Annotated in this window: 24 protein-coding genes; 13 read left to right on the top strand and 11 right to left on the bottom strand. The window is 55.9% G+C overall.

The genetic code is table 11. The features are described 5' to 3' along the window. Positions 1-4 precede the first annotated feature (4 nt). From DK872_RS02320 to DK872_RS02305, 4 genes are all read left to right on the top strand, one after another. Positions 5-484, top strand: a complete 480-nt coding sequence (locus DK872_RS02320; protein ID WP_007374272.1) for a hypothetical protein — start codon at positions 5-7, stop codon at positions 482-484. A 445-nt stretch (positions 485-929) separates the two neighbouring features. Next, positions 930-1,457, top strand: coding sequence for a hypothetical protein (locus tag DK872_RS02315; RefSeq protein WP_161517992.1), 528 nt, complete (start codon positions 930-932; stop codon positions 1,455-1,457). Positions 1,458-1,679: 222 nt separating this feature from the next. Continuing rightward, positions 1,680-1,835: a CPCC family cysteine-rich protein gene (locus DK872_RS27960; protein ID WP_227135767.1), complete on the top strand. Its 156-nt coding sequence runs from the start codon at positions 1,680-1,682 to the stop codon at positions 1,833-1,835. Positions 1,836-2,014: 179 nt separating this feature from the next. Beyond that, on the top strand, positions 2,015-3,319 hold the full coding sequence (locus DK872_RS02305) for a hypothetical protein (RefSeq protein ID WP_007374274.1): 1,305 nt from the start codon (positions 2,015-2,017) through the stop codon (positions 3,317-3,319). 103 nt (positions 3,320-3,422) lie between these two features. Here the strand turns inward: DK872_RS02305 and DK872_RS02300 are convergent, their stop codons facing one another. Next, positions 3,423-4,388: a PDR/VanB family oxidoreductase gene (locus DK872_RS02300; protein WP_071920598.1), complete on the bottom strand. Its 966-nt coding sequence runs from the start codon at positions 4,386-4,388 to the stop codon at positions 3,423-3,425. A gap of 8 nt (positions 4,389-4,396) precedes the next feature. Further along, positions 4,397-5,434 (bottom strand): molybdenum cofactor-independent xanthine hydroxylase subunit HpxD, encoded by a 1,038-nt coding sequence (gene hpxD, locus DK872_RS02295; protein ID WP_007374276.1) that lies wholly within the window; start codon positions 5,432-5,434, stop codon positions 4,397-4,399. A gap of 125 nt (positions 5,435-5,559) precedes the next feature. On the opposite strand from hpxD, the gene hpxR reads away from it, so the two are divergent. Next, the gene (hpxR, locus tag DK872_RS02290) at positions 5,560-6,480 is read left to right on the top strand and encodes a LysR family hpxDE operon transcriptional regulator HpxR (protein WP_007374277.1); all 921 of its coding nucleotides are present in this window, start codon (positions 5,560-5,562) and stop codon (positions 6,478-6,480) included. Here the strand turns inward: hpxR and hpxO are convergent. Further along, on the bottom strand, positions 6,472-7,626 hold the full coding sequence (gene hpxO / locus DK872_RS02285; protein WP_007374278.1) for an FAD-dependent urate hydroxylase HpxO: 1,155 nt from the start codon (positions 7,624-7,626) through the stop codon (positions 6,472-6,474). The two genes, hpxR and hpxO, sit on opposite strands and share 9 nt — an antisense overlap. Before the next feature lie 268 nt (positions 7,627-7,894). Here hpxO and DK872_RS02280 point away from each other — a divergent pair, with 268 nt between their 5' ends. From DK872_RS02280 to uraH, 3 genes are read left to right on the top strand one after another with little or no spacing between them, the layout of a single operon-like run. Then, positions 7,895-9,277 carry a nucleobase:cation symporter-2 family protein gene (locus DK872_RS02280; protein WP_035886243.1) on the top strand — a complete coding sequence of 461 codons (1,383 nt, stop codon included), beginning with the start codon at positions 7,895-7,897 and terminating at the stop codon, positions 9,275-9,277. Further along, positions 9,255-9,755 (top strand): 2-oxo-4-hydroxy-4-carboxy-5-ureidoimidazoline decarboxylase, encoded by a 501-nt coding sequence (uraD, locus tag DK872_RS02275; RefSeq protein ID WP_035886241.1) that lies wholly within the window; start codon positions 9,255-9,257, stop codon positions 9,753-9,755. Before DK872_RS02280 ends, uraD begins: the two co-directional genes overlap by 23 nt. Then, positions 9,752-10,075 (top strand): hydroxyisourate hydrolase, encoded by a 324-nt coding sequence (gene uraH / locus DK872_RS02270; protein WP_007374282.1) that lies wholly within the window; start codon positions 9,752-9,754, stop codon positions 10,073-10,075. Before uraD ends, uraH begins: the two co-directional genes overlap by 4 nt. Here uraH and guaD read toward each other — a convergent pair. Both guaD and DK872_RS02260 read right to left on the bottom strand, forming a co-directional pair. Then, complete coding sequence (guaD, locus tag DK872_RS02265) at positions 10,055-11,374, bottom strand: guanine deaminase (protein WP_007374283.1); 1,320 nt, start codon at positions 11,372-11,374, stop codon at positions 10,055-10,057. The genes uraH and guaD overlap by 21 nt on opposite strands. Positions 11,375-11,465: 91 nt before the next feature. Then, positions 11,466-12,962, bottom strand: a complete 1,497-nt coding sequence (locus DK872_RS02260) for an NCS1 family nucleobase:cation symporter-1 (protein WP_007374284.1) — start codon at positions 12,960-12,962, stop codon at positions 11,466-11,468. A 145-nt stretch (positions 12,963-13,107) separates the two neighbouring features. Between DK872_RS02260 and DK872_RS02255 the strand changes: the two genes are divergently transcribed. Genes DK872_RS02255 through puuE form a run of 3 tightly spaced genes read left to right on the top strand, consistent with a single transcriptional unit; the run spans position 13,108 to position 15,511 of the window. Further along, entirely contained in the window at positions 13,108-13,824 is a 717-nt protein-coding gene (locus DK872_RS02255; protein ID WP_161517991.1) for a GntR family transcriptional regulator, read from the top strand. Then, a complete protein-coding gene (gene hpxA, locus DK872_RS02250) occupies positions 13,824-14,564 on the top strand; it encodes an allantoin racemase (protein WP_007374286.1) in 741 nt (246 codons plus the stop codon). Before DK872_RS02255 ends, hpxA begins: the two co-directional genes overlap by 1 nt. Before the next feature lie 14 nt (positions 14,565-14,578). Further along, a complete protein-coding gene (puuE, locus tag DK872_RS02245) occupies positions 14,579-15,511 on the top strand; it encodes an allantoinase PuuE (RefSeq protein ID WP_007374287.1) in 933 nt (310 codons plus the stop codon). A gap of 93 nt (positions 15,512-15,604) precedes the next feature. Here puuE and DK872_RS02240 read toward each other — a convergent pair whose 3' ends face one another. From DK872_RS02240 to hpxW, 6 genes are all read right to left on the bottom strand, one after another. Next, positions 15,605-15,964: a type II toxin-antitoxin system HigA family antitoxin gene (locus DK872_RS02240; RefSeq protein WP_007374288.1), complete on the bottom strand. Its 360-nt coding sequence runs from the start codon at positions 15,962-15,964 to the stop codon at positions 15,605-15,607. 2 nt (positions 15,965-15,966) lie between these two features. Beyond that, positions 15,967-16,269, bottom strand: coding sequence for a type II toxin-antitoxin system HigB family toxin (locus DK872_RS02235; RefSeq protein WP_071920601.1), 303 nt, complete (start codon positions 16,267-16,269; stop codon positions 15,967-15,969). Between the two features lie 110 nt (positions 16,270-16,379). Continuing rightward, the gene (hpxZ, locus tag DK872_RS02230; RefSeq protein ID WP_035886240.1) at positions 16,380-16,766 is read right to left on the bottom strand and encodes an oxalurate catabolism protein HpxZ; all 387 of its coding nucleotides are present in this window, start codon (positions 16,764-16,766) and stop codon (positions 16,380-16,382) included. Then, positions 16,763-18,160, bottom strand: coding sequence for an AtzE family amidohydrolase (locus tag DK872_RS02225; protein ID WP_007374291.1), 1,398 nt, complete (start codon positions 18,158-18,160; stop codon positions 16,763-16,765). The genes hpxZ and DK872_RS02225 overlap by 4 nt, the downstream gene beginning before the upstream one ends. Next, positions 18,157-18,345, bottom strand: a complete 189-nt coding sequence (hpxX, locus tag DK872_RS02220; protein WP_161517990.1) for an oxalurate catabolism protein HpxX — start codon at positions 18,343-18,345, stop codon at positions 18,157-18,159. Before hpxX ends, DK872_RS02225 begins: the two co-directional genes overlap by 4 nt. Before the next feature lie 10 nt (positions 18,346-18,355). Continuing rightward, positions 18,356-19,939: an oxamate amidohydrolase gene (gene hpxW / locus DK872_RS02215; RefSeq protein WP_161517989.1), complete on the bottom strand. Its 1,584-nt coding sequence runs from the start codon at positions 19,937-19,939 to the stop codon at positions 18,356-18,358. Positions 19,940-20,104: 165 nt separating this feature from the next. Between hpxW and hpxU the strand changes: the two genes are divergently transcribed. Both hpxU and DK872_RS02205 read left to right on the top strand, forming a co-directional pair. After that, on the top strand, positions 20,105-20,944 hold the full coding sequence (gene hpxU, locus DK872_RS02210; protein WP_071920605.1) for a MurR/RpiR family transcriptional regulator HpxU: 840 nt from the start codon (positions 20,105-20,107) through the stop codon (positions 20,942-20,944). Positions 20,945-21,148: 204 nt separating this feature from the next. Further along, complete coding sequence (locus DK872_RS02205) at positions 21,149-21,934, top strand: transporter substrate-binding domain-containing protein (RefSeq protein ID WP_007374295.1); 786 nt, start codon at positions 21,149-21,151, stop codon at positions 21,932-21,934. Positions 21,935-21,938 lie beyond the last annotated feature (4 nt).

Here is a 21,938-nt window from a genome sequence, read left to right as displayed (position 1 = left end):
GAGTATGTCGATACTAAAAAAAGAGCAGCTGATTTCGGAGTTAACCAGCTATATCAATAATGGATACCTGACGCTTGATTCTTTTGATGACCCTCGGGATGAGGCTGCAACAGCGTTATGTGAGTTACGTTCTATTGATAGTTCTGCATGTGAATTCTTTTGTAAAAAAATTCTCTTGTCTGTAGATGTTGGGGATCCTTATTTGGATGGTTTTTGTCTTGGACGTCTTTTTGATCTGAACAAAGAGTACGCTCTCGATTATGTAACTTCTCATGTGATGGAGATGTCTGCTCCTGTACTCGGAGCTGCGATGGATGGATTGGCTCAATACAGTAAAACATCATTTAGGTTGAATTTCACAGAAGATTTAGTTGCAAAGATATATGCGCGTTATGATGATGTGGCAAAAAACCATTTTTCCCAGGAAGTAATGGCATCATCATATCGTCTTTTTGTTATATCATTTACCAGAAAAAGTGATTAGTATTGATATATCAAATTAAGTGAGTTATGTCGATAATTTGACGATGCGATATACACAAAATACATGCTGCTTGTAAATCAATAGGGTTCTGGTCGGGTAGCAAGAAATAATTTTTCGTGAGTATATATGTGGGGGTGTAAATTATATAAAAATAATCAATGTTGTTATTTTTTTTGCAGATGAAATTATTTTTCATCAAGAGATTATTATTCCGCTTGGCTGTGGAGGTGATATATAGATAAATATAATTTTATAGGGTAGAGGAAGAATTTAGTATATGTTTAAATCAAATGTGTCTGGGGGTGTTAATGGCATAATTACCTGTCAATTTGATAATGAAATGTGTGTTTTTGTATATTTTGTGGAGCAGGCTTTGACATTCATCGTTATGGTTAGTTTTCCCGCAAAGTAGCAGTAACAATCTTGCTAATTAAATGATGATATCATGACTTTAATTAAAGATTTTGTAATATCAGACGCTAATCTTCCAGAGCAAGTTTTTCATAAGAAATTTATAAAGTATTTCTTTTTTGATAACGACATCTGTACCTCAGAGGATTTAATTAATTGCACTTGGGCAATCATCAACCAATCCTTTGGTTGCGATTCAGTTGCGGATGTTTTTTCCAGTACTGATTTTGCATATTTAGGGGAACTCTATGCAGATGAGAACTGGATTTCTAAGTTAAAAGACATGACCACTGGATTGAACAACGCTGGTGACTATGGTGCTCTGACAATTATAGAGAAAAATAAACGCTGGGCACTTTTTCAAAAAACACCAGTTGATAAAGGCGTTTTGGGGATCAAGAGTAATGTAAGCTTAGAACCGATAAAAAACATAATTTATGATAATTTTGTTGATTGTGATGTTTTATCTAAATGGCTTGAGCAGAAGACCTCTCAGGATGTTGAAATGGTTCGGAGTATTGGAAAAAAATACTTGATGAGGCTTATGATAAATTATAGTTGATAATTAAATGGGTGTTTGCTGGTAAATAAATTATTTGATTTTTGTTAAATATGAAGAACCACCTGGAAATGATTTTAGAAAAGAATGATCAATCCGTAGGTTTAATAAAGAAATTCAGCCTTACCATAAATCGGATGAGGGGGGAACGGATTATTGATGGAAATCAGCTAATAGCACAGTGCGCAGGTTGTGGCCGCAAAACAATAACTGAGCCTGGAAATTATGAGATTTGCCCTGTGTAAATGGGAATATGATTCCGTCCAGTCATCGGATCCCGGCTTTGCAGGCGGAGCGAATACATTATCTTTTGCGGAGGCTCAACGGCTTTTCTCTCTCAGGTCTCGCCAGGCTGTTACTGAATCCTCGTACAAACGGTAAACACACGCCGCAAAACAGTGTTAATTAACACCCGTTCACCTGTTTTCACCTCCTCCCGCATTCTCTTGACAGATATCAATCCCTCCTTTGCGATGCCGCTGTTGAATACCAGAGCAAAGTTTTTGCCCGGTATGCGGTTCGCACCGCTCTTCGATAATTAAAACAATCTGGTTATGGTCATGGAAAATGCTGTTCCGCAGCTTCAGTCAGTACATTCAGATCGCGTTCGTCGTCTAATTCAGCGCTGGCGCAACGATCCCGAAGCCACCTATCAGACGTGGTTTTTATGGGAGCAGAGGTTGAAAAACTTTCGCTCGATCCGCAGCGGTATTGTGGTCGTGGTGGATGAAATTGAGCAGGAAAAATTTGGCGTTGCTTACCGCGGTTCCTCGCTGGAGACAATTGTTCACTCCATTGCCGAGCAGAAACAGATCTTCAAAGGTGCCGATCACGCTTTTCTGTGGAAACCAAAGCTGCGCATTCCGGATATTTATGAAAACAGCGCCAATCAGAAGGCCTTTGCCCGGCTTCTGCATCATTGCGCCTGTGCGACGTGCGCGGACGATATTGTGGGACATATCAATGCTATCGATGCGTTGAAAATTAAAGGGCTCGGCCCGGCGGTCGCGAATCTGCTCTATTTTCTTCACCCCACGCACATTCCCCCGTTTAACACCGCCATTGTAAATGGCTATAACGCCCTTACCGGCGCGAAAGTTAAGCTCGGCAGTTGGCCGCATTTTCTCGCCATGCGCCAGGGGATCCTGAATTTGAACGCACAGTACCGCGAATTACTGTCAAACGATTTGGGCGCTATTGGCGGGCTGCTTTTTGATATCGGTTCGGGTCGCTATCCTGCGCCGCCGCTGGAAAATTCCGCCGCTGCCGACGCAGACTGGAGTGCGTATCTGGAGGCGGCTCGCCCGCCGGCGGCGCAAAATAAAGCGCAAATCCAGGACGGGGAGAATGAACGCACGCACACGGAAATCCAGGCCTGGCTGCGTGATATTGGCAAAGCGCTCGGTTACGACGTATGGATTGCCGCCAACGACCGCAGTCGTCTGCATCAGGGCGTGGCGCTATCGCACGGCTGTCTGAAAGCACTGCCGGAACATATCCTGTCGGTAAACGGTTCTGAAGCGACGCGTCTGATCGATGTCCTGTGGCTGAAACCAGAAGGTGCGCAGGTGGTGGCGGCATTCGAAGTTGAGCATTCAACCTCCATCTACTCCGGGATCTGCCGGATGCTGGATCTGGCGCTCAACGGCAATGATTTGTCCGCCTCAACCGAGCTTTTTCTGGTGGCGCCGGACAGCCGCGAAAATGATGTCAGAAGCCAGCTACAGCGCCCGGCCTTTAGCCGCATCACCGATCTCAATATGGCCTGGTTGCCCTACAGCGAGCTGGAAAAGCACCGCGACGCCATTATGCGTTTTGGCTCGGATCTGAAAGCCATTAAAGAGATTTCCCACGCCCTGTTGTAGCGCTGGCGGATAAAGAGATGCGCTAAACGCTGTGTTGACGGTGAAAAATGCCCGGGGCCGAAGCGTCAGGTTTCGGACCCGGCACAACGTGCCGTCACGGCGGCTACAAATCAATCACCAAAACCCGCGAGTGGCTGCGTGAGCAACATAGCGCGATATGCTGCGTGGCGGCGGTTTTCTCCGCTGCCGATTGCACCGTATCGCGGTGATCGACCACGCCATCAAGCACCGGCGTCAGACAGGCACCGCAAATCCCCATCTCACACGAAAGCGGCACTGCCACGCCATTATCCTGCAGCACCTGCGCAATGCTTTTGTTTGCCGGAACGGGCCATTTTTCTCCGCTGGAGGCCAGCGTAATGGTAAAAGTCTCTTCTTGTTGCGACGCCGCAACGGGCGCGGCAGGCGCAAATGCCTCGCTGTGGATCTGCGCTTCAGGCCAGCCTTTTGCCGCCGCAACGTCTCTTACCGCTGCCATAAAACCCGCCGGGCCGCAGGTATAAATGCGCTCTCCGTCGCCGGGGGCGGGAATCGTTGCCGCCAGCGTCTGCCGCGGGCTTTTGCCTTCTGAGGAGCAGTGAATAAGACAAACCCCGTGCTTCAGCGAGTGGGAAAGCTCGCGCGCAAATGCTGCTTCTTCTCGCCGTTTCACGAAATAGTGCAGCGTAAACGGCGTACCTGTCGCCTCCCGTTGCAGCAGCATCGCATAGAGTGGCGTAATGCCAATTCCGGCGGCCAGCAGCAGCACCGGGCCGTCATCGCGTAGCGCAAACAGGTTGCGTGGCGCTGAGATTGTCAGCGTCTGGCCTGGGCGTAACGTCTGATGGATATAGCGCGAGCCGCCGCGAGATGCGCTCTCCTGCGCCACGCAGATCAAGTAGCTTTCCGTCGTGCTTTCTCCGGTCAGCGAATACTGGCGGATCAGGCCGCAGGGCAGATGCACATCAATGTGCGCGCCGGGCTGCCAGCCGGGAAGCGGTTCGCCATTGGCGGAGACCAACCGCACGGCAAGATTTTTATCGCCCTGACGCCACAAGCCATCAACCACCACATTCAGCACGTCATTCATCGCGCACCTCACACCAGAAAGAACTCGCCAAAACCCATTTTTTTCAGGCCACGGCGATAGGCAATCGAACTTCTGTCCGCCGGAATATGGGCTTCCAGCGTCAGATCCAGCGGCAGCCTTTCCGGCCGTTGTGTCTCTACCATCAGGCGATCTTCTTCAAACACGCGCAGGTTGAACGCGTGCACCTCTTCGATCGGGATATGCAGATCGAAATTGCGCGCGATCGGCGCAAACATGCGGGTAACGCGCGAGGAGACCGGCGATGCGGCATTCATGATCACCAGCCGCGCCTCGCCGGGAAAATGGATCGTCAGCGTGGCGGTAAACGGCAGGTGCATCTCGAAATGGCGCAGCCACTGAAAACCTTCCGGCGCGCGATAGTCAGAACTCGCCGGATAATTGCCGACCGAACTCCAGTAATCAGCAATAAAGCCAAACTCGGTCTCCTGCGGGCTGTAATCCGGGACGAACTGGTTATTGGCATCGGCGAAGGTGTCTGTGTGGATCCACGCAAAGTGGGCGACATCGAGAAAGCCTTCCACCTGGCGGCCTGCAAATCCGTTCACCTCAAAGGCCGGGCAGTTGATCTGCTGAAAACCCTCGTCATCCCAGTGCGGCATCGTCGGGAGCGGTTGCGGGTTTTCCGCGTCAAACGCCAGGCAGGTCCAGATCAGGCCGAAACGCTCTTCAACCGCAAACGTTACTAGGTTGAGTTTTGCCGGTACCGGCTGATCGGGGCTGGAAGGAATGCGGTTACAGCGGCCATCTTCACCGAAACGTAGCCCGTGGTAGGGGCAGACGATGCCCTCTTCATCGTGGAAACCGAGCGTCAGCGGCACGCCGCGGTGCGGGCAGACATCGCGGGCGACCACCACCTGGCCCTTCACGCGATAAATCACCAGTTGTTCATCAAGCAGCGTAGCTTTCACCGGCGCTGCGCCAATATCGCAGGCGCGGGCGACGGGATGCCAGCATTTTGCCAGACGTAACCAGTCCTCCGGCTCGAAGGTGCAATGGGCAGGTGGGGTGGGGAGTGCTGTTTTCATGGTCATCATAGGCTCACATAAAAGCAATTGTTTAATTGTTGTAAGTTTATTGTTGTCATATTAGGGTGTTCACATCCATCGCCATTAATTCACTATTGCGTTGCAAAAATGTGTACAGGTGCAGCATGAGTCCATTTTCCCGTTTCGCCCTCTATTTCGCTGAAGTTGCCCGCAGTGGCAGCCTGCGCCGCGCCGCAGAAAAACTGCATATCTCCGCATCGGCGATTAACCGGCAGATTTTGCAGGCGGAGGAGGAGTTTGGTACGCCGCTGTTTGAGCGGTTGCCGGAAGGTTTACGCATGACCACTGCCGGCGAGTTGCTGTATGACAATTTGCTGCGCTGGCAAAAAGAGTTTCAGCTTACGCGGCAAAAATTTGATGAGTTGCAAGGGCTGAAGCGCGGCTCGGTCAGTGTGGGAATGGTGCAGGCGCTGGCGGAGGGGAGCTTTGCCAGCGCGCTGGCCGACATTATCACCGGGCAACCATGGCTGGAGCTGGAACTCAAGGTCGCAGATAGCCACACTGTCAGCCAGAAAGTGCGGCAGGCCGATCTCGACTTCGGTTTGATCCTCGACCCGGAAGGGCAATCAGGGCTCAATGTGCTAGCCTTCGCCGAGCTGGAGATGGGCGTGGTGATGCGTACGGATCACGAAATGGCAACTGCTCAAGCGTTATCGCTGGGTGAGCTGAGCGAGGCGCGGCATATTCTGCCCGGCGCGCCGCTCATTGTGCATGAACGTGTCGGCATGCTTTATCGCCACTACGATCTCGCCCCGTCGAATACCATCAATTGTAATGACATCCGGCTGATTAAATCGCTGGTGCTGAAGGGGAGTGGCGTCACGGTGCTGAGCCTGCTGGATGTGCTGGACGAAGTGAAAAACGGGCAACTGGCGTTTGTGCCGCTGCGCAACAAACTGCTGCGCCCGCTGACACTGGCGCTCTGTACCGCGCCATCGCGCCAGCTTTCCCGACCGGCGCAAATGGCGATCCAGAAACTGACCCAGGTGCTGGAAGCGATGCAGAGCGTTGGCGCATCAGCCTAACGGCCCGCCCTGAATGGTATCGCACAGGCCATTGATAATGCGCTCGCCGGTCTCCTCTTTCAGTTCCTGATACCACGCCTGCGTCAGCGCCATATCTTTGCCGTGAGTGATATCGCAGCGTTTGCGCGCCTTGAGCACCAGATCGCGCACCCGGTCGCAGCGTAGTGCTTCATACTGACGCAGCACGTTTTCGATGTCGCTCTGCTCGCGGAAAAGGTTTCCCAGCACCACTGCGTCTTCCATCGCCGCGCAGCCGCCCTGGCCGATATCCGGCGTGGTGCTGTGTCCGGCATCGCCCAGCAGCGCCACTTTACCGCGCACCAGCGTGTCGAACGGTTCGATATCATGGATCTCGATGCGGTTCGTGGTTTGCGGATCCAGCGCGGCAATCAGCCGTTGCACCGGCGGCGCCCAGCCGCTGAAGTAGCGCGTCAGATCGTCGCGCAGCGTGCTGCGATCTTCGGCCAGCCCGGCGGGCAGCGGCACGTCAAAGAAAAAGTAGAAGCGTCCATCGGAGACGGGCATCAGCGACACCCGTTTACCTTCGCCCACAAAGGTTGTCCACTGCTCGGCAGGCGCAATGGCTTCATCGATTTTCACCAGGCCATTCCAGTTAACATAACCTGCATAGCGACGCTCCGGCGTATAGCCCAGCACATACGGGCGCAGCGCCGAATGGCTGCCGTCGGCGGCAATCAGAAAATCACCGTGGGCGCAGGTGCCATCGCTGAACCACGCGGTCACGCCGTCGGCATGCTCCTCCACTTCGTTGACCCGTTTACCAAACTGCACCCGGTCGCGTCCCCAGTGATTGAGCATTTCGCGTTGCAGCTCCGCCCGCGATACCGGGCACGGGCGTCCACCCACCCGCTCAACCAGCGGCGCAAGGCTAAACTGCGTCATCGTTTCGCCATTGCGGTAATCTTTATAGGCCATAAAGCGCATCGGGCCGCCGTAGGTCTCCATCATCTCGCCCATACCCAGATGGTTCATGCACTTCACGCCGTTGGGCCAGATGGAGATCGCCGCGCCGACCGGCTTGATCTCTTTCACCGCTTCGAATACCTGACACGCAATACCTGCGTTCTGTAACGCCACAGCCGCACTCAGGCCGCCGATACCTGCGCCAATCACCAATGCTTTCATTCTGTTCTCCTTTTACATGCGTGTAACAGATGGAGCAATTTGCGTACCAGAATGACGACGGGCGCTGGCGCGAGAGAAAACGGGCGTGGCGAGGTTGTGTTGCACTTTTGTAGTGCGTATTTGTATTAACGTTGCCTTTTTGTGAATCAAAAATTTCCAAATTTAGTGCAAGGAATCTAAAGTTTCACAGCGCTGGCGCGGGAGGAGCGACTCTGGCCTGCTTTGTGCATCAGGGCGTTGACGCGAATTGACAACAGGATGGAACGCCATGTCTGATGAAAAGAACAGCAATTTATTGTACGGGCTGGAGCAGCGGATCCCGCCGCTTCCGGCTTTCTTCAGCGCTTTACAGCACGTACTGGCCGGGTTAGTGGGCATCATTACACCGCCGCTGATTATCGGTGCGACGCTGGGGCTGGGCGAGTGGATGCCGTGGTTGATTAGCATGTCGCTGCTGGCCTCCGGGATTGGCACCTTTTTACAGTCCAACCGCGTGTGGGGCGTTGGCGCAGGTATGATCTGCATGCAGGGCACCAGCTTTGCCTTTCTCGGTGTCGCGATTGCGGGCGGGATGTGGGTGAAAGGGCAGGGCGGCACGGCGCAGGATGTGATGGCGATGCTGTTTGGCGTCAATTTCGTGGCCGCGCTGGTGCCGATTATCGTCAGCCGCTTTATTGAGCCGCTGAAGCGCATTTTTACGCCGATCATCACCGGCAGCGTGATTGCCCTGATCGGCATCAGCCTGATTAAAGTCAGCGTGAATAACTGGTGTGGCGGCGTACAGGCGAAAGATTTTGGCAGTATGAGCAACATCGGCCTTGGCGCAGGCACGCTGGCGGTGATTGTGTTACTGAGCTGTGCGAAAAACCGCTGGCTGCGTCTCTCTTCCGTAGTGGTCGGCATCGCCCTGGGTTGCATCGCCGCAGCCCTCGTCGGTAAGTTTTACTTCAGCGGTCTCGGTGATACCTGGTTCCGTTTACCGGCGCTGTTCCCGTTTGGGTTCCAGTTTAATAGCGCCATCTTTCTGCCTGTGGCGCTGGTGTCGCTGGTGTGCATCCTGGAGGCGGTCGGCGATCTCACCGCCAATTGCCTGATCTCGCATCAGCCCATCGATAACAGCGCGTTTCGTTCCCGACTGAAGGGCGGCATTCTTGCTGACGGCATCAGTTGCATGATTGCGGCGATGCTGGGCGCCTTTCCCAATACCACCTTTGCGCAAAACAATGGTGTTATCCAGATGACGGGCGTCGCCAGCCGCTTTGTTGGCCGCTATATTGGTGTGATCCTTATCCTGCTGGGGGTGTTCCCGCCGTTTGGCGAGATATTACGCCAGATCCCATTGCCGGTGCTGGGCGGTGCGACGATGGTGATGTTTGGCTGCGTGGTGGCGGCCGGGATCCGCATCATTACCCAGAATCCGTTAACCCGCCGCGACATGCTGATTGTCGGGCTGGCGTTTGGTTTTGGTATGGGCGTCGAAGCGGTACCCGCTTTTCTCGCCCATTTCCCGCCAATTATCGGTAATCTGTTTGGCTCGGCGGCGACCTGCGGCGGCTTAGTGGCGATTGTCCTGAACCTGATTATTCCGGAAGAAAAAACGGCCATCGCCGCTGACGTAAGGAGCAAAGATGATCGCGCTGAATCACTTTAATCAGCTACCGGGCGATGAGGCTGCGGCACTGTTGCAGCCGTGCGTGGCGATCCCCGGCTGGACGGCAGCGCTGGTGGCCGCGCGTCCGTTTGCCTCGCTCGCGGAACTTCAGCAAACCGCGAGTGACATCGCCGGAGCCTGGGGCCGCGCCGAGCTGGAGCAGGCGCTCAGCGCACACCCGCGCATTGGCGAAAAGCCTGCGGGGGCGCAGGCGCATGCCGCGTTATCGCGCCAGGAACAGTCGGCGGTGGACAATCGCGACGCGCAACTGGCGGCGGCGCTGCGCGAGGGGAATGCGCGCTATGAAGCGCGTTTTGGCCGCGTTTTTTTGATCCGCGCCAAAGGCCGTAGCGGAGAAGAGATTCTGCACGCGCTGGAACAGCGGCTGACCAACAGCGACGCCGAAGAGATCGCGGCGGCGCTGGAGCAATTACGGGAAATCACCTTATTACGACTGGCAGGAGCGATTGGCGAATGAACAGCCTCAGTACCCATATTCTGGATATTTCCAGCGGTAAGCCCGCGCAGGGGGTGACGGTTAATCTGTTACTCGACGAGCAGACGGTGGCGAGCGGCGTCACCGATGCGAACGGGCGAATCGGTGCGCTTTCCTCTTCATTGATGCCGGGACATTACCGGCTGGTGGCGCAAACGGGAGAATGGTTTGCACAGCGCGGCGTGGCGACACTGTTTCCCTGCGCGCAAATTGACTTTGTGATTACGCAAACGGCAGAGGAGCATTTCCATCTGCCGTTCTTAATTGCTCCCGGCGGCTGGTCAACTTACCGCGGCAGTTGACCATGCGCACTGACCGTTAATCCACGTCTCGCTGATATTGCGCTCGTCGCCGAGGGTCATCAGCACAAACAGTTGCTCGTAGATGTCCTTGCAGCGCGTGTTGCGCAGGCGCTGCAAGGGCGTCACCGCCGGGTCAATGACCACAAAATCGGCCTCTTTGCCGGGCGCAAAATTACCAATTTTATCGTCCAGACGCAGGGCATGTGCGCCGCCAAGTGTGGCGTGGTAAAACGCTTCGCTGGCGCGCAGGCGATAGCTTTGCAACTGGCCCACCTTGTAGGCTTCACCCAGCGTGCGCAGCATGCTGAAGGTGGTGCCTGCACCTACATCGGTGCCGATGCCCATGCGCACTTTGTTCTGCCAGCAGGCGGGCAGGCGAAACAGCCCGCTGCCGAGGAACAGGTTCGAAGTAGGGCAAAACGCCACCGCCGAACCGGTATCGTGCAGGCACTGCCACTCTTCATCATGCAGGTGAATGCCGTGGGCAAACACGCTGCGCTCGCCGGTCAGTTGATAGTGGTGGTAAACATCAAGGTAACGTTGATGTTCCGGCCAGAGATCGTTGACCCACGCCACTTCATTCGGGTTTTCGCTTAAATGTGTCTGCAGCCAGGTCTGCGGAAACTCTTCGCGTAAACGGCGTACCGCCTCAAGCAGCTCCGGCGAGGAGGTGGGCGCAAAGCGCGGCGTAATGGCATAACCCAGCCGCCCCTGATGCTGCCAGCGCTGGATCAGTTCGCGCGTTTGCTGGTAGCTCTGCTCAGCGGTTTCGCTGAGATATTCCGGCGTATGGCGATCCATCATCACCTTACCGGCGATCAGCCGCATATTCAGGCGCAGCGCTTCGCTAAACAGCGCGTTGACAGATTCCGGGTGCAGCGTGCAAAACACCAGCGCGGTGGTGGTGCCGTGGCTCAGTAACTGGCTGATAAAGAATTCGGCAATCTCTGTGGCGTAGGCTTCATCAGCAAACTGGCTTTCAACCGGAAAGGTGTACGTTGTCAGCCACTCCAGCAGTTGTTCACCAAATGCGCCAATCATTTCGGTTTGCGGATAGTGCACGTGGGCATCAATAAAACCGGGGAGCAGCAGTTTGCCGCGCCGGTCAGTGTAGCCTTTATGCGCATCCAGATATTGCTCGCCCTCCTGCCAGCTCATTCGCGCCTGAATCTTGCCGTCGCGAATAAACAGCAGACCATCTTCAATGAAACGTGCGTGGTGGGCGATATCGTCGGCGTTGTCGCAGACTTCTGCAATGTCAAACAGCGCGCCGCGGACCGCGGCATGATAATCAATCATCGTTCCTGCCCTGATCGTTTCCATTGTGGGTGAAGTGTTAAAGCAAAATGAGTGCCAGCCGCGACGAGAAACGCCGCGGCCTGAGGAAGGGTTACTCTTTTTGTGCCGCGACGTTGGTATTGAAATGCGATGTCGTGACAACAGCGCGCTCTTCGCGGGCCAGCCAGCGATAGGTGATGCCGCCCAGCAGGACGCCGATAAACCAGCTAAAGTTGGCGACTTCGTGCAGCGCCGGAATAAAGCTGATGATCAACCCGACGGCCACTGACGGCACCAGCGCGCCAATCGCTTTCGGGTTAAAGCCATTGCGATACCAGTATTTGCCTTTTGGCGTGTCATCAAACAGGTCATCGACAAACACCTGCCCGCGTTTGATCAGATAGAAATCCGCAATCAGAATGCCGAACAGCGGGCCGATAAAGGCACCCAGCACGTCGAGGGTGTAGTGGATCAGTTCCGGCGAGTTAAACAGGTTCCACGGCGTCAGCAGAATCGAGCCGACAGCGGCGATCATGCCACCGGTACGGAAGCTGATTTTCTGCGGCGAGCAGTTGGAGAAGTCAAACGCTGGCGAAACAAAGTTAGCAACAATGTTGATGCCGATGGTGGCGGTGATCATGGTCAGCAGGCCAATCGCCACCGCCAGATCGTTGCCGACGCGGCTGACGGTTTCAATCGGATCGGTGATCATGCGGCCAAACAGCGACTGGGTGCCAGAGACAATCACCACGGTCACGATCGAGAACAGCAGGAAGTTGAACGGTAAGCCCCAGCGGTTGCCACGACGAATTTCGCCCATGCTTTTGCCATAACGCGAGAAATCACCAAAGTTGAGCAGTGGCCCGGAAAAATAGGAAACCACCAGCGCAGTCGCAGTGATCATCTGCCAGGTTTGCTCACCGGCGCTGAGTGATTTGCTGGCGAGGGTAAACGAGATACCGTCGAAACCGGTCTTGTATACAATCCAGCCCGCCAGCGCCAGCATCACCACATACACGGCCGGACCGGCAATATCGATAAAGCGCTTGATCGCGCTCATCCCGTGCCAGAACACCATTGCCTGCAGAATCCACATCGTGGCGAAGCACAGCCAGCCCAGGTGCGACAGGCCGAACAGCGACCCCTGCGTTAAAGAAGAGAGCGACGGCCAGAATTTCAGCAGCACCAGCATTAGGGCATTCGCTGCCAGATAGGTCTGAATGCCGTACCAGGCGAAGGCGATAAGACCACGAATTACCGCCGGAATGTTGGCGCCGAAGACGCCAAATGCCTGGCGGCAGATAACGGCATAGGGCACGCCTGCCATCTGGCTCGGTTTCGCGACCAGGTTAGCGCAGAGCTGCACAATGCAAATGCCCACCAGCAGGCAGAGCAGCACCTGCCAGCTTGCCAGCCCGAGCGTAAAGAAACTCGCGGCGACGACGTAGCCGCCCATACTGTGTACATCCGACATCCAGAACGAAAAGATGTTGTACCAGCTCCAGTTCTGATCGCGCGTCGGCGCCAGATCCTCATTGCAAAGCCGTGGGCTGTATACCGCTCCGGAATCAGCGGCCTTAACCTGATGAGTGTTTTGTGTATTTGGCATGAAACCTGCTCCTGTCAATAAAAGCCCGTGAAAAGGGAGTGCTGATGTTGTTGCAGGATTCAGGCCAAAATGATTAATCTTGTATCCAATAATTTAATTTCATGTATACGATCCGATATCGAAAAGTAAAAAAGCGGAGTGGTTAATGAGTAATGAAAACAGTCTGCACGCCGCAACGGCCTTGCAGGACAAGGATGAAACCATCTACCAGTCGCTGATGACCGCGATTGTCGAACATCAATTACTCCCGGGGAGCAAATTACCGGAAGAGGCGCTGGCGGAGGTGTTTGGCGTTAGCCGCACCGGGATCAGAAAAGTGCTGCAACGACTCAATGCTGTGCAAATGGTCACCTTAACGCCCAAACGTGGTGCACACGTCGCCAGCCCAACGGTAGAAGAGGCGCAGGCGATCTTCCGTACCCGCACGCTGCTGGAAGTGGCCAACCTGCCTGACGTGCTGGCGCATTGCCAGCCGCCACATCTGGCGGCGCTGGAAGCGATTATCCGCCAGGAGCAGCAGGCGCACGAAGCCTATGACGGCCCGGCGGCCATTCGCTACTCCGCTGAGTTCCACATTCAGCTTCAGGCTATTTCCGGCAACCCGGTGTTGACCGAGATGGTCACCGGCCTGAGCCAGCGCTCTTCGCTGGTGATCGCCGCCTGGGGATCGCCGTGGCGTCAGGGATGTCGTTGTAACGATCATGAACAACTGGTTGATTTACTGCGTAAAAAGGATCTGCAGGTGCTAAGCGCGGCACTGACGCACCATTTTGAACATATCGTCGACAGCCTCTGTTTCGAGCGGGCTGGCGTTTGTCTGCCGGATTTCGCCCGGCTGTTTGCCAGTCACAAGGAGGCATAATGTCTGCCGTTTGTATACAAGTTATCAACCCGAACACCAGCCTGGCGATGACCGAAACCATTGGCGCAGCGGCAAGAGCGGCGGCAGCACCTGGCACCGAAATTGTGGCGGTGTGCCCGCGCGAAGGCGTGCCGTCGATCGAAGGGCATTTTGATGAAGCGATTGCCGCCATCGGCGTGCTTGAACAGGTGAAAGCCGGGCGTCAGCAGGGCGTGGATGGGCACGTGATCGCCTGCTTTGGCGATCCGGGATTGCTGGCGGCGCGCGAGCTGGCGCAGGGGCCGGTGGTCGGCATCGCCGAAGCCGCAATGCACATGGCGACGCTGGTGGCGACCCGTTTTTCCATCGTCACCACCTTGCCGCGCACGCTGATTATCGCCCGTCATCTGTTGCAGCAGTATGGTTTTCAGGAACATTGCGCGGCGCTGCACGCCATCGATTTACCGGTGCTGGCGCTGGAGGACGGCAGTGGTCTGGCGCAGGAAAAAGTGCGCGCGCGCTGTATTCAGGCGTTAAAAGAAGATGGCTGCGGCGCGATTGTGCTCGGCTGCGGCGGAATGGCGCAGCTTGCGCAGGAGTTGACGCGTGAACTGCATGTGCCGGTGATCGATGGCGTCAGCGCGGCGGTAAAAATGGTGGAGTCGCTGGTGGCACTGGGCTTATCGACCAGCAAGCGGGGCGATTTGGCTTTTCCGGAAAATAAAGTGTTGAGCGGTAAATTTCAGGCATTAATGCCTTAGCGAGTGGAGGGAGAATGGCACTTTTCGACGATAACTATCCGCGCGATTTGCGTGGTTACGCAGGGAAACCCCCGCACGCGCAGTGGCCGCAGCAGGCGCGCATCGCCGTGCAGTTTGTACTGAATTTTGAAGAGGGCGCAGAGAACCATGTGCTGCATGGCGATGCCGGATCGGAGCAATTTCTCTCCGATATTATTGGCGCGGCCAGCTATCCGGATCGGCATATGTCGATGGATTCACTGTATGAATATGGCAGCCGCGCCGGGTTCTGGCGCATCCATCAGGAGTTCAGCAAACGCGGGTTGCCGCTGACGGTGTTTGGCGTGGCGATGGCGCTGGCGCGTCAGCCGGAGATCGTTGCGGCCATTAAAGCGGCGAATTATGACGTGGTCAGCCACGGCTGGCGCTGGATCCACTATCAGAATATGGATATCAATGAAGAGCGTGAACACCTGCAAAAAGCGGTGCAGGTGCTGCGCGAGCTGTTTGGTAAAGCGCCCACTGGCTGGTACACCGGGCGCGACAGCCCCAATACCCGACAGCTGGTGGTCGAGCATGGCGGGTTCGATTACGACAGCGATTACTATGGCGACGATCTTCCGTTCTGGAGCGAAGTTACTTGTCGCGACGGCACGCGCAAACCTCACCTGATTGTGCCGTACACGCTGGATGCCAACGATATGCGCTTTGCTACCGCTCAGGGTTTTAATACCGCCGAGCAATTTTACACCTATCTGAAAGACAGCTTTGATGTGCTCTACGCCGAGGGTGAAAGTGCGCCGAAGATGATGTCCATCGGCATGCACTGCCGCCTGTTGGGGCGTCCTGGCCGTTTTCGCGCGCTGCAACGCTTTCTTGATTATCTCCAGCAGCACGATCGCGTCTGGGTCTGTACCCGCCAGCAAATTGCCGATCACTGGCGGCAGGTTCATCCCTACGCACAATAAAAAACGCCCGGAAAATCCGGGCGTTTTTACTGACGCTGCGGCAAGAAAAGAGATTTCTTATGCCGCCGTATTTCGCACTAAGATGGGGTTCTATCAAACGCCAATCAGGCTTTCTAATGGGATACCAAATTGGGTGTGAAGGCGGCGAATCATCGGTAGCGTGAGGCTACGTGTACCGTTAAGAATTTCGTATACACGATTGGACTTGCCGATAGCAGGCTCCAGATCTTTCACGCTCAGCCCCAGTTGCTCCATACGAAATTTAATGGCCTCAATGGGTGAGGGGGGATCAATGGGGTAATGTTTCTTTTCGTACTCTTCAATCAGTAAGCACATCACTTCGAAATAATCACCTTCCGGCGTGTCCAGTTCCGGTTCATTGTCGAACATTGGCTCAACCGCCCGGAGAGCGGCTTCATAGTCCTCTTCAGTTCTGATCGGTTTAATGTTCATTTTTACTCCAGTTCAACGGTTTCGGCGTCGATAGTGTCGTAGTGGCTATGCGTCCCAATAAACTTCACGAATACCCATCCGCGCTGGTAAGCAATCGCCACAATTAATCGATAGTGATTTCCCTTAATGTTGAACACCACTCGCCTCTCTTTCAAAATGCTGGCGCTGCGGTATTGTCCTTTTATCTCTACCGGGGTTTTCCAATCTGCTTTGGTTACTTCATCGACCCAGGCTTTTAGCGGTTGCTCAGCGTCGGGATTCTCCGCCCAGAAGTCCCTTAATGTTTTCACGGAGATGATCTTCATGCGGACAGGATAGTCCCATTACGGGACTATGGGAAGCGCTAAGTCCCAAAATGGGATAATTCTTCACTAAGGTTGAATATAGCCCGGAACGCGTAATCCGGGCGTTTTTGTTAACTCATCAAACTGACCTGGGCGGCAACGATGCGCCAGCCGTAGGGGAAGCGCACCCAGCTCTGCTGCTGGCGACCAATGCGATCGCTGCCTTCACGGGTGAATTCGGTGCTGCACACGGCGTAATCCTCGCCGAAAGTGGTAATTACCGTATGGCGCAACTCGCGCTGCAACCCGGCGGCCGGGCGCGCGGCGCGAAAGGCGCGGATCTCCTCAATGCCATAGAGATTCTCGCCTGCGCCGAGACGCACAGTGCTGGCATCGTGCCAGAACAGCTCATCAAGCACCGCAATATCGTTGCTGACCAGCGCGTCTTCATAGCGGTAAAACGCGGCTGTGACCTCCGCCAGTACCCACGGGCGGTTAATGTCGTCCTGATGCATCATAGTGTTATCTCCGCAGGGCGGGCATCGGTGATGCCCTGTTCTTCCAGCACACGCGCGGCGCGCAGGCAGGCTTGTTCGTTAAACGGCGCAGCAATCAGTTGCAGGCCAATCGGCTTGCCGGACGCGGTGCGCAGCGGAACGGTCACAACCGGCAGGCCTAAAAACGAAATCGGCTGCGTCAGCATACCCATGCTGGCGCGAATTGGCAGCGGCTGGCCGTTTATCTCCATCGTCTGTTCGCCGATTAGCGTGGCACTGCGCGGTGTGGCCGGGGCGATCAGCACATCCGCATGGGCAAACAGCGCGCGGCTTTCCTGCTGCGCGTGGCGGCGAAAACGCTGCGCCTGTAAATACCACGCCGCCGGGATCATCGCGCCCGCCAGCAGACGTTCGCGCGAGTGTGGTTCAAAACGCTGTGGTTCGCGGCGCAGCGCGGGCAGATACTGATTACCGCCTTCCGAGGCGCTGATAATGAACGCCGCCGAACGCGAGAGTTCCGCTTCAGGAAAGAACACGTCTTCGCGCGCATCGAGAGCGTGCGCTACACGGTTGAGTGCGGCTCTGGCATCGTCGTCGCACCAGGTAGTGAAATAACCGCCCAGCACCGCACAGCGTAACCCTTCCATCCCGCGTGACAGCAGCGGTTGTGTCGCTTCACTGGCGGTTTGTGCCTGAAAGGCATCCTGCGGATCGCACCCCTGTAAGGCGTCATAAACCGCGGCCAGATCGCTCACCCGGCGGGCGAAGGGCCCAATATGGTCGAGGCTGGCGACAAACGGGTGCGTTCCGGCACGCGACAGACGACCAAATGTCGGTTTAAGCCCGAAGATGCCGCACAACGAGGCGGGGACGCGGATGGAGCCGTTGGTATCACTGCCGAGCGAAAAATGCACCAGCCCTGCAGCTACTGCCGCCGCTGAACCGCCGGAAGAACCGCCGGCAATGCGTGCTAAATCGTGCGGGTTGCGAGTCGCGCCGTAGTGGCTGTTTTCGGTGGTAAAACCGTAGGCGTAAGCATCCATATTGACCATGCCCGACAGCAGCCCGCCAGCCTGCTGTAACTGACGCACGGCCCGGCTATCTTCTGTGGCGGCGGGGCGCTGGCTGAATAACTCCGCGCCTGCGAGCGTGGTGTGCCCGGCGACATCAAACAGGTTTTTCACCGCGTAAGGAATGCCTGCCAGTGGCGGCAGCGGCTGGCCATTCTGCCGCAGGGTATCGATGCGCTGCGCTTCGTCGAGCATGCGTGCTGCGGTTACCGTCGTCCAGGCGTTGATCTGTGGGTTGATTTGCTCAATCGCCGCCAGCGTCTGGCGGGCAATGTCGCACGCGCTCAAATCCCCTGCGGCCAGTGATTGCCGGATGTCGGCAATGCTCATCTCATGCAGCTTCATGCTTTGTACACTCCGGCAATTTCCAGACGATCGTCCAGCGGCAGCGCCATTAGCGGTTCAGCCATCGCGGCAATGCGGCGAAACTGTAGCAGCAGCTCGGCGCGCCGCTCATCCGTCAGTTCCACGCCATGAATGCGGATCATGGCGTCCAGATAGATGTCCCATTCGGGTTGTGAATTGTTCATGGTTCTCTCCTCAAAAACCGGCGGCGGAGCCGTTACTGCGGGGATCGAATGCCCCTTCAAACAGGCCGTCAGGATGGCGGACAATCGCGCCTGCGTGGCCCATCGCTTCGGTGAAATCCGCCAGCACGTCAACGTCATGGCCTGACGCGCGCAGGCGGGCGATGTTCTCGGGCGAGAAGCGACCTTCCAGTTTCAGTGAATCCGAGGTTTGCCCCCAGGTGCGCCCCAGCAGCCAGCGCGGGCGGCTGATTGACTCTTGCAGCGGTACGCCTTGCATCACGTAACGGGTAAAAATCGCCGCCTGAGTTTGCGGCTGCCCGTCGCCACCCATCGAGCCGTAGACCATCACGCGGCCATCATGTAGCCGTGCTGCCGCCGGGTTGAGGGTATGAAACGGTTGTTTGCCCGGTGCAAGCGCCAGCAGGTGATCGGGGTTGAGGCTGAACGACGCACCACGGTTTTGCCAGACGATGCCCGTATCAGGCAGTACCACGCCGCTGCCAAACTCATGATAAATGCTCTGAATAAATGACACGGCGAGGCCGCTGTTATCCATAACGCCCATCCAGACGGTATCACCCGGCCCTTTGCCTGCGCCCCAGGGCGCGGCCTGCCTTTCATCCACACGGTTAGCCAGCGCCTGAAGTTCGCTTGCGGCCAGCAGGCTTTGTATGTCGGTTTTCAGGTGGCGCGGATCGGTGATGTGGGCATCACGCAGGCCGAAGGCCAGTTTGGTGGCCTCTACAATGCGGTGCACGGTGGCGGCATCATCCGCGTTTTCCATCGCCAGACGGTCGGTAATACCGAGGATCGCCAGTGAAACCAGCCCCTGCGTCGGCGGCGCAAGGTTCCATACATCACCCTGCGAATGCTGCAAGTGCAGCGGCGTGGTGCGGCGCGCGTGATGCTGCTGGAGATCTTCCAGCGTCACCGGCAGGCCATATTGCGCCATGCCGCGCGCCAGCCTCCCGGCCAGCGGGCCGCGATAAAAACTCTCCAGCCCCTCTTCAGCAAGGTGTTGCAGCGTGGCGGCGAGCGCTGGTTGACGGAAACGGTTGCCCGCTTTTGGCGGCTGGCCGTTGTGCAGATAGGTGTCGGCAAAGCCAGGCAGATCGCGCAGCTCGGCCAGTTTATCCGCAGTGGCTGTGGCCTGGGAAAGTGTCACCGGCGTGCCGTGTTGGGCGTAATCTATCGCATCCGCCAGCAGACGCGGCAGCGGCAACGCTTTGCCGGTTATTTCGAGCGAGACCTTCAACGCTTCATCCCAGCCGCTGACGGTGCCCGCAACAGTGAGCGCGGCGCGCGGGCCGCGATGCGGAATCGTCGCCAGATCGCTGTAGGCCGCCAGCGTCGCCAGCGAACCGGCAGCGCCGCTGGCGTCGATGGCAATCGGTTCGCCTTCCGGCGGCACAATCAGCCAGAAACCGTCGCCGCCGAGGCTGTTCATATGGGGATAAACCACCGCAATCGTCGCCGCAGCGGCAACCATCGCCTCGATGGCGCTGCCGCCTTCGCGCAGGACAGACAGCGCACTTTGGCTGGCCAGATGATGGGGGGCGACCGCCATCCCGTGGGTGGAGACATTACTTTGCATTCGCTGTCCTCGTAAGCCGAAAAGTAGCCTGAAGTTGCAAAAGCCGTTCCATTTCTGAATAAAAAGTTTCACAGAGAGGGTAAGTGTCATTTTTTTGCCGGGCTGGCATGCATTGTGAAAGGGGAAATCGGTATAGTGCGATGAAACGAAAGTTACAGAGGTCTTATGGAACAGCTTGATGAACGTCTGAAAGGGCAATATGCCTCGTTATCGCCCCAGGAGCAGCGGGTGGCCGATTTTATCTTCGATCACTTTGATGACCTCATAAGCTATAACAGTGCTGAGCTGGCGCAGCTCAGCGGGGTGTCGAAGGCTACCGTCAGCCGCCTGTTCAAGCGTCTGGGGTATGAGAAATACAAAGACATGCGCGATGAATTGCGTACGCTGCGACAAAGCGGGATGCCGCTGACGGATAACCGCGATGCGGTGCAGGGCAATACGCTGCTGGCGCGCCACTATAAGCAGGAGATGGCGAACCTGACGCAGTGGGTTAATGCGCTGGATGCACAGCAGTTTGCCGGCGCGCTGGAGGCGATAGTGAAGGCGCAACGCATCATTATTATTGGTATGCGTAACTCCTGGCCGGTGGCGCTGCACCTGCGCCAGCAGTTATTGCAGGCGCGCGGACAAGTGCAGGTACTGCCGCAGCCGGGGCAGAGCCTGGGTGAGGAACTGGTGGATTTAACGCCGGACGATCTGGTGGTGATGGTCGCGTTTCGCCGTCGCCCACGCATTATCCGCCCGCTGATGCAGCAGCTACAGAACGCGAACATTCCGCTGCTGCTGCTGTGCGAGCCGCAGGCGCACAACCTTTTCCCGCTGGCGAGCTGGCACCTGTGCGCACCGTTGGACAGCGTTTCGGCCTATGACAGCTATTCATCGGTCAATAGTTTGATCAACTTGCTGGCGAATGCGTTTTTGCATGAAATTCTCGATAAGGGACGCCCGCGTATTCATGACATTGCCACGCTGTATCAGAAGCTGGATGAACTGGAACAGCGATAATGGGGCACCAGTGTGGTGATTTTGCATTATTTTGGTGCATTTGATTACCGCAAAACGTTCCGGCTTCAGGCGTCTTTTCTTTGTTTTCTCTGCGATAAATGCCGATTTCACCATCGGCATTTTTATTGTGCATCGCTGGCACATTAGTTGCAGATATACATTTAAGGAATCTTTTGTTTCATGTTAACGTAACGGGTAATCACCATGAGAAAACTTTTGATCGCACTGGCCGGGGCCGCTTGTCTGTTCACCTATGCTGCGGCTGCGCAGGCTGACCAATTACAGGATATTGAAAAGCGCGGCGTGATCCGCATTGCTGTCCCGCAGGATTTCCCGCCGTTTGGCTCGGTAGGCACCGATCTGCAACCGCAGGGCTATGACATCGATATGGCACGTTATCTCGCCAAACAGATGAAACTCAAGCTGCAACTGGTGCCGGTCACCAGCGCTAACCGCGTGCCTTATTTGCAAACCGATAAAGTGGATTTGGTGATCTCCAGCCTCGGTAAGAATGCCGAGCGCGAAAAGGTGATTGATTTCAGCCGCGCCTATGCGCCGTTCTTCCTCGGCGTGTTCGGGCCGAAAGGGGCGGAACTGAAAGATGCTGCGGCGCTGAGCGGCAAAAGCATCGGGGTAACGCGCGGCGCGGTTGAGGACATGGTATTGACCAGCGTCGCACCGAAAGATGCCGATGTGAAACGTTATGAAGATAACAACACCACGCTCTCGGCATATCTCTCCGGGCAGGTGCAGTATGTCGCGACCGGTAACCTTGTCGTGGCGGCAATTGCCCGACAGAACGCGGATAAAGCTCCGGTGCCGAGCTTTATGCTGAAAGATTCTCCGTGCTTTATCGGCCTGAAAAAGGACGAACCGGCGCTGAAAGAGAAGGTGAATGCGCTGATTGAGCAAGGGATTAAGGACGGTACGCTGAACAGCCTCTCTGAGCAGTGGCTGAAAGCGCCGCTGCCGGCAAACCTTGGCGCATAAGGCG

Source organism: Kosakonia sp. MH5 (assembly GCF_009935945.1).
Taxonomy (GTDB): domain Bacteria; phylum Pseudomonadota; class Gammaproteobacteria; order Enterobacterales; family Enterobacteriaceae; genus Kosakonia; species Kosakonia radicincitans.
The sequence above is the reverse complement of the archived record's forward strand: the minus strand, read 5'-3'. Positions and strand labels throughout refer to the sequence as shown.

Coding starts and splice junctions, on each gene's coding strand:
- DK872_RS02320 (WP_007374272.1), top strand. CDS start 5: ATGTCGATACTAAAAAAAGAGCAGCTGATTTCGGAGTTAACCAGCTAT.
- DK872_RS02315 (WP_161517992.1), top strand. CDS start 930: ATGACTTTAATTAAAGATTTTGTAATATCAGACGCTAATCTTCCAGAG.
- DK872_RS27960 (WP_227135767.1), top strand. CDS start 1,680: ATGAGATTTGCCCTGTGTAAATGGGAATATGATTCCGTCCAGTCATCG.
- DK872_RS02305 (WP_007374274.1), top strand. CDS start 2,015: ATGGAAAATGCTGTTCCGCAGCTTCAGTCAGTACATTCAGATCGCGTT.
- DK872_RS02300 (WP_071920598.1), bottom strand. CDS start 4,388: ATGAATGACGTGCTGAATGTGGTGGTTGATGGCTTGTGGCGTCAGGGC.
- hpxD (WP_007374276.1), bottom strand. CDS start 5,434: ATGAAAACAGCACTCCCCACCCCACCTGCCCATTGCACCTTCGAGCCG.
- hpxR (WP_007374277.1), top strand. CDS start 5,560: ATGAGTCCATTTTCCCGTTTCGCCCTCTATTTCGCTGAAGTTGCCCGC.
- hpxO (WP_007374278.1), bottom strand. CDS start 7,626: ATGAAAGCATTGGTGATTGGCGCAGGTATCGGCGGCCTGAGTGCGGCT.
- DK872_RS02280 (WP_035886243.1), top strand. CDS start 7,895: ATGTCTGATGAAAAGAACAGCAATTTATTGTACGGGCTGGAGCAGCGG.
- uraD (WP_035886241.1), top strand. CDS start 9,255: ATGATCGCGCTGAATCACTTTAATCAGCTACCGGGCGATGAGGCTGCG.
- uraH (WP_007374282.1), top strand. CDS start 9,752: ATGAACAGCCTCAGTACCCATATTCTGGATATTTCCAGCGGTAAGCCC.
- guaD (WP_007374283.1), bottom strand. CDS start 11,374: ATGATTGATTATCATGCCGCGGTCCGCGGCGCGCTGTTTGACATTGCA.
- DK872_RS02260 (WP_007374284.1), bottom strand. CDS start 12,962: ATGCCAAATACACAAAACACTCATCAGGTTAAGGCCGCTGATTCCGGA.
- DK872_RS02255 (WP_161517991.1), top strand. CDS start 13,108: ATGAGTAATGAAAACAGTCTGCACGCCGCAACGGCCTTGCAGGACAAG.
- hpxA (WP_007374286.1), top strand. CDS start 13,824: ATGTCTGCCGTTTGTATACAAGTTATCAACCCGAACACCAGCCTGGCG.
- puuE (WP_007374287.1), top strand. CDS start 14,579: ATGGCACTTTTCGACGATAACTATCCGCGCGATTTGCGTGGTTACGCA.
- DK872_RS02240 (WP_007374288.1), bottom strand. CDS start 15,964: ATGAACATTAAACCGATCAGAACTGAAGAGGACTATGAAGCCGCTCTC.
- DK872_RS02235 (WP_071920601.1), bottom strand. CDS start 16,269: ATGAAGATCATCTCCGTGAAAACATTAAGGGACTTCTGGGCGGAGAAT.
- hpxZ (WP_035886240.1), bottom strand. CDS start 16,766: ATGATGCATCAGGACGACATTAACCGCCCGTGGGTACTGGCGGAGGTC.
- DK872_RS02225 (WP_007374291.1), bottom strand. CDS start 18,160: ATGAAGCTGCATGAGATGAGCATTGCCGACATCCGGCAATCACTGGCC.
- hpxX (WP_161517990.1), bottom strand. CDS start 18,345: ATGAACAATTCACAACCCGAATGGGACATCTATCTGGACGCCATGATC.
- hpxW (WP_161517989.1), bottom strand. CDS start 19,939: ATGCAAAGTAATGTCTCCACCCACGGGATGGCGGTCGCCCCCCATCAT.
- hpxU (WP_071920605.1), top strand. CDS start 20,105: ATGGAACAGCTTGATGAACGTCTGAAAGGGCAATATGCCTCGTTATCG.
- DK872_RS02205 (WP_007374295.1), top strand. CDS start 21,149: ATGAGAAAACTTTTGATCGCACTGGCCGGGGCCGCTTGTCTGTTCACC.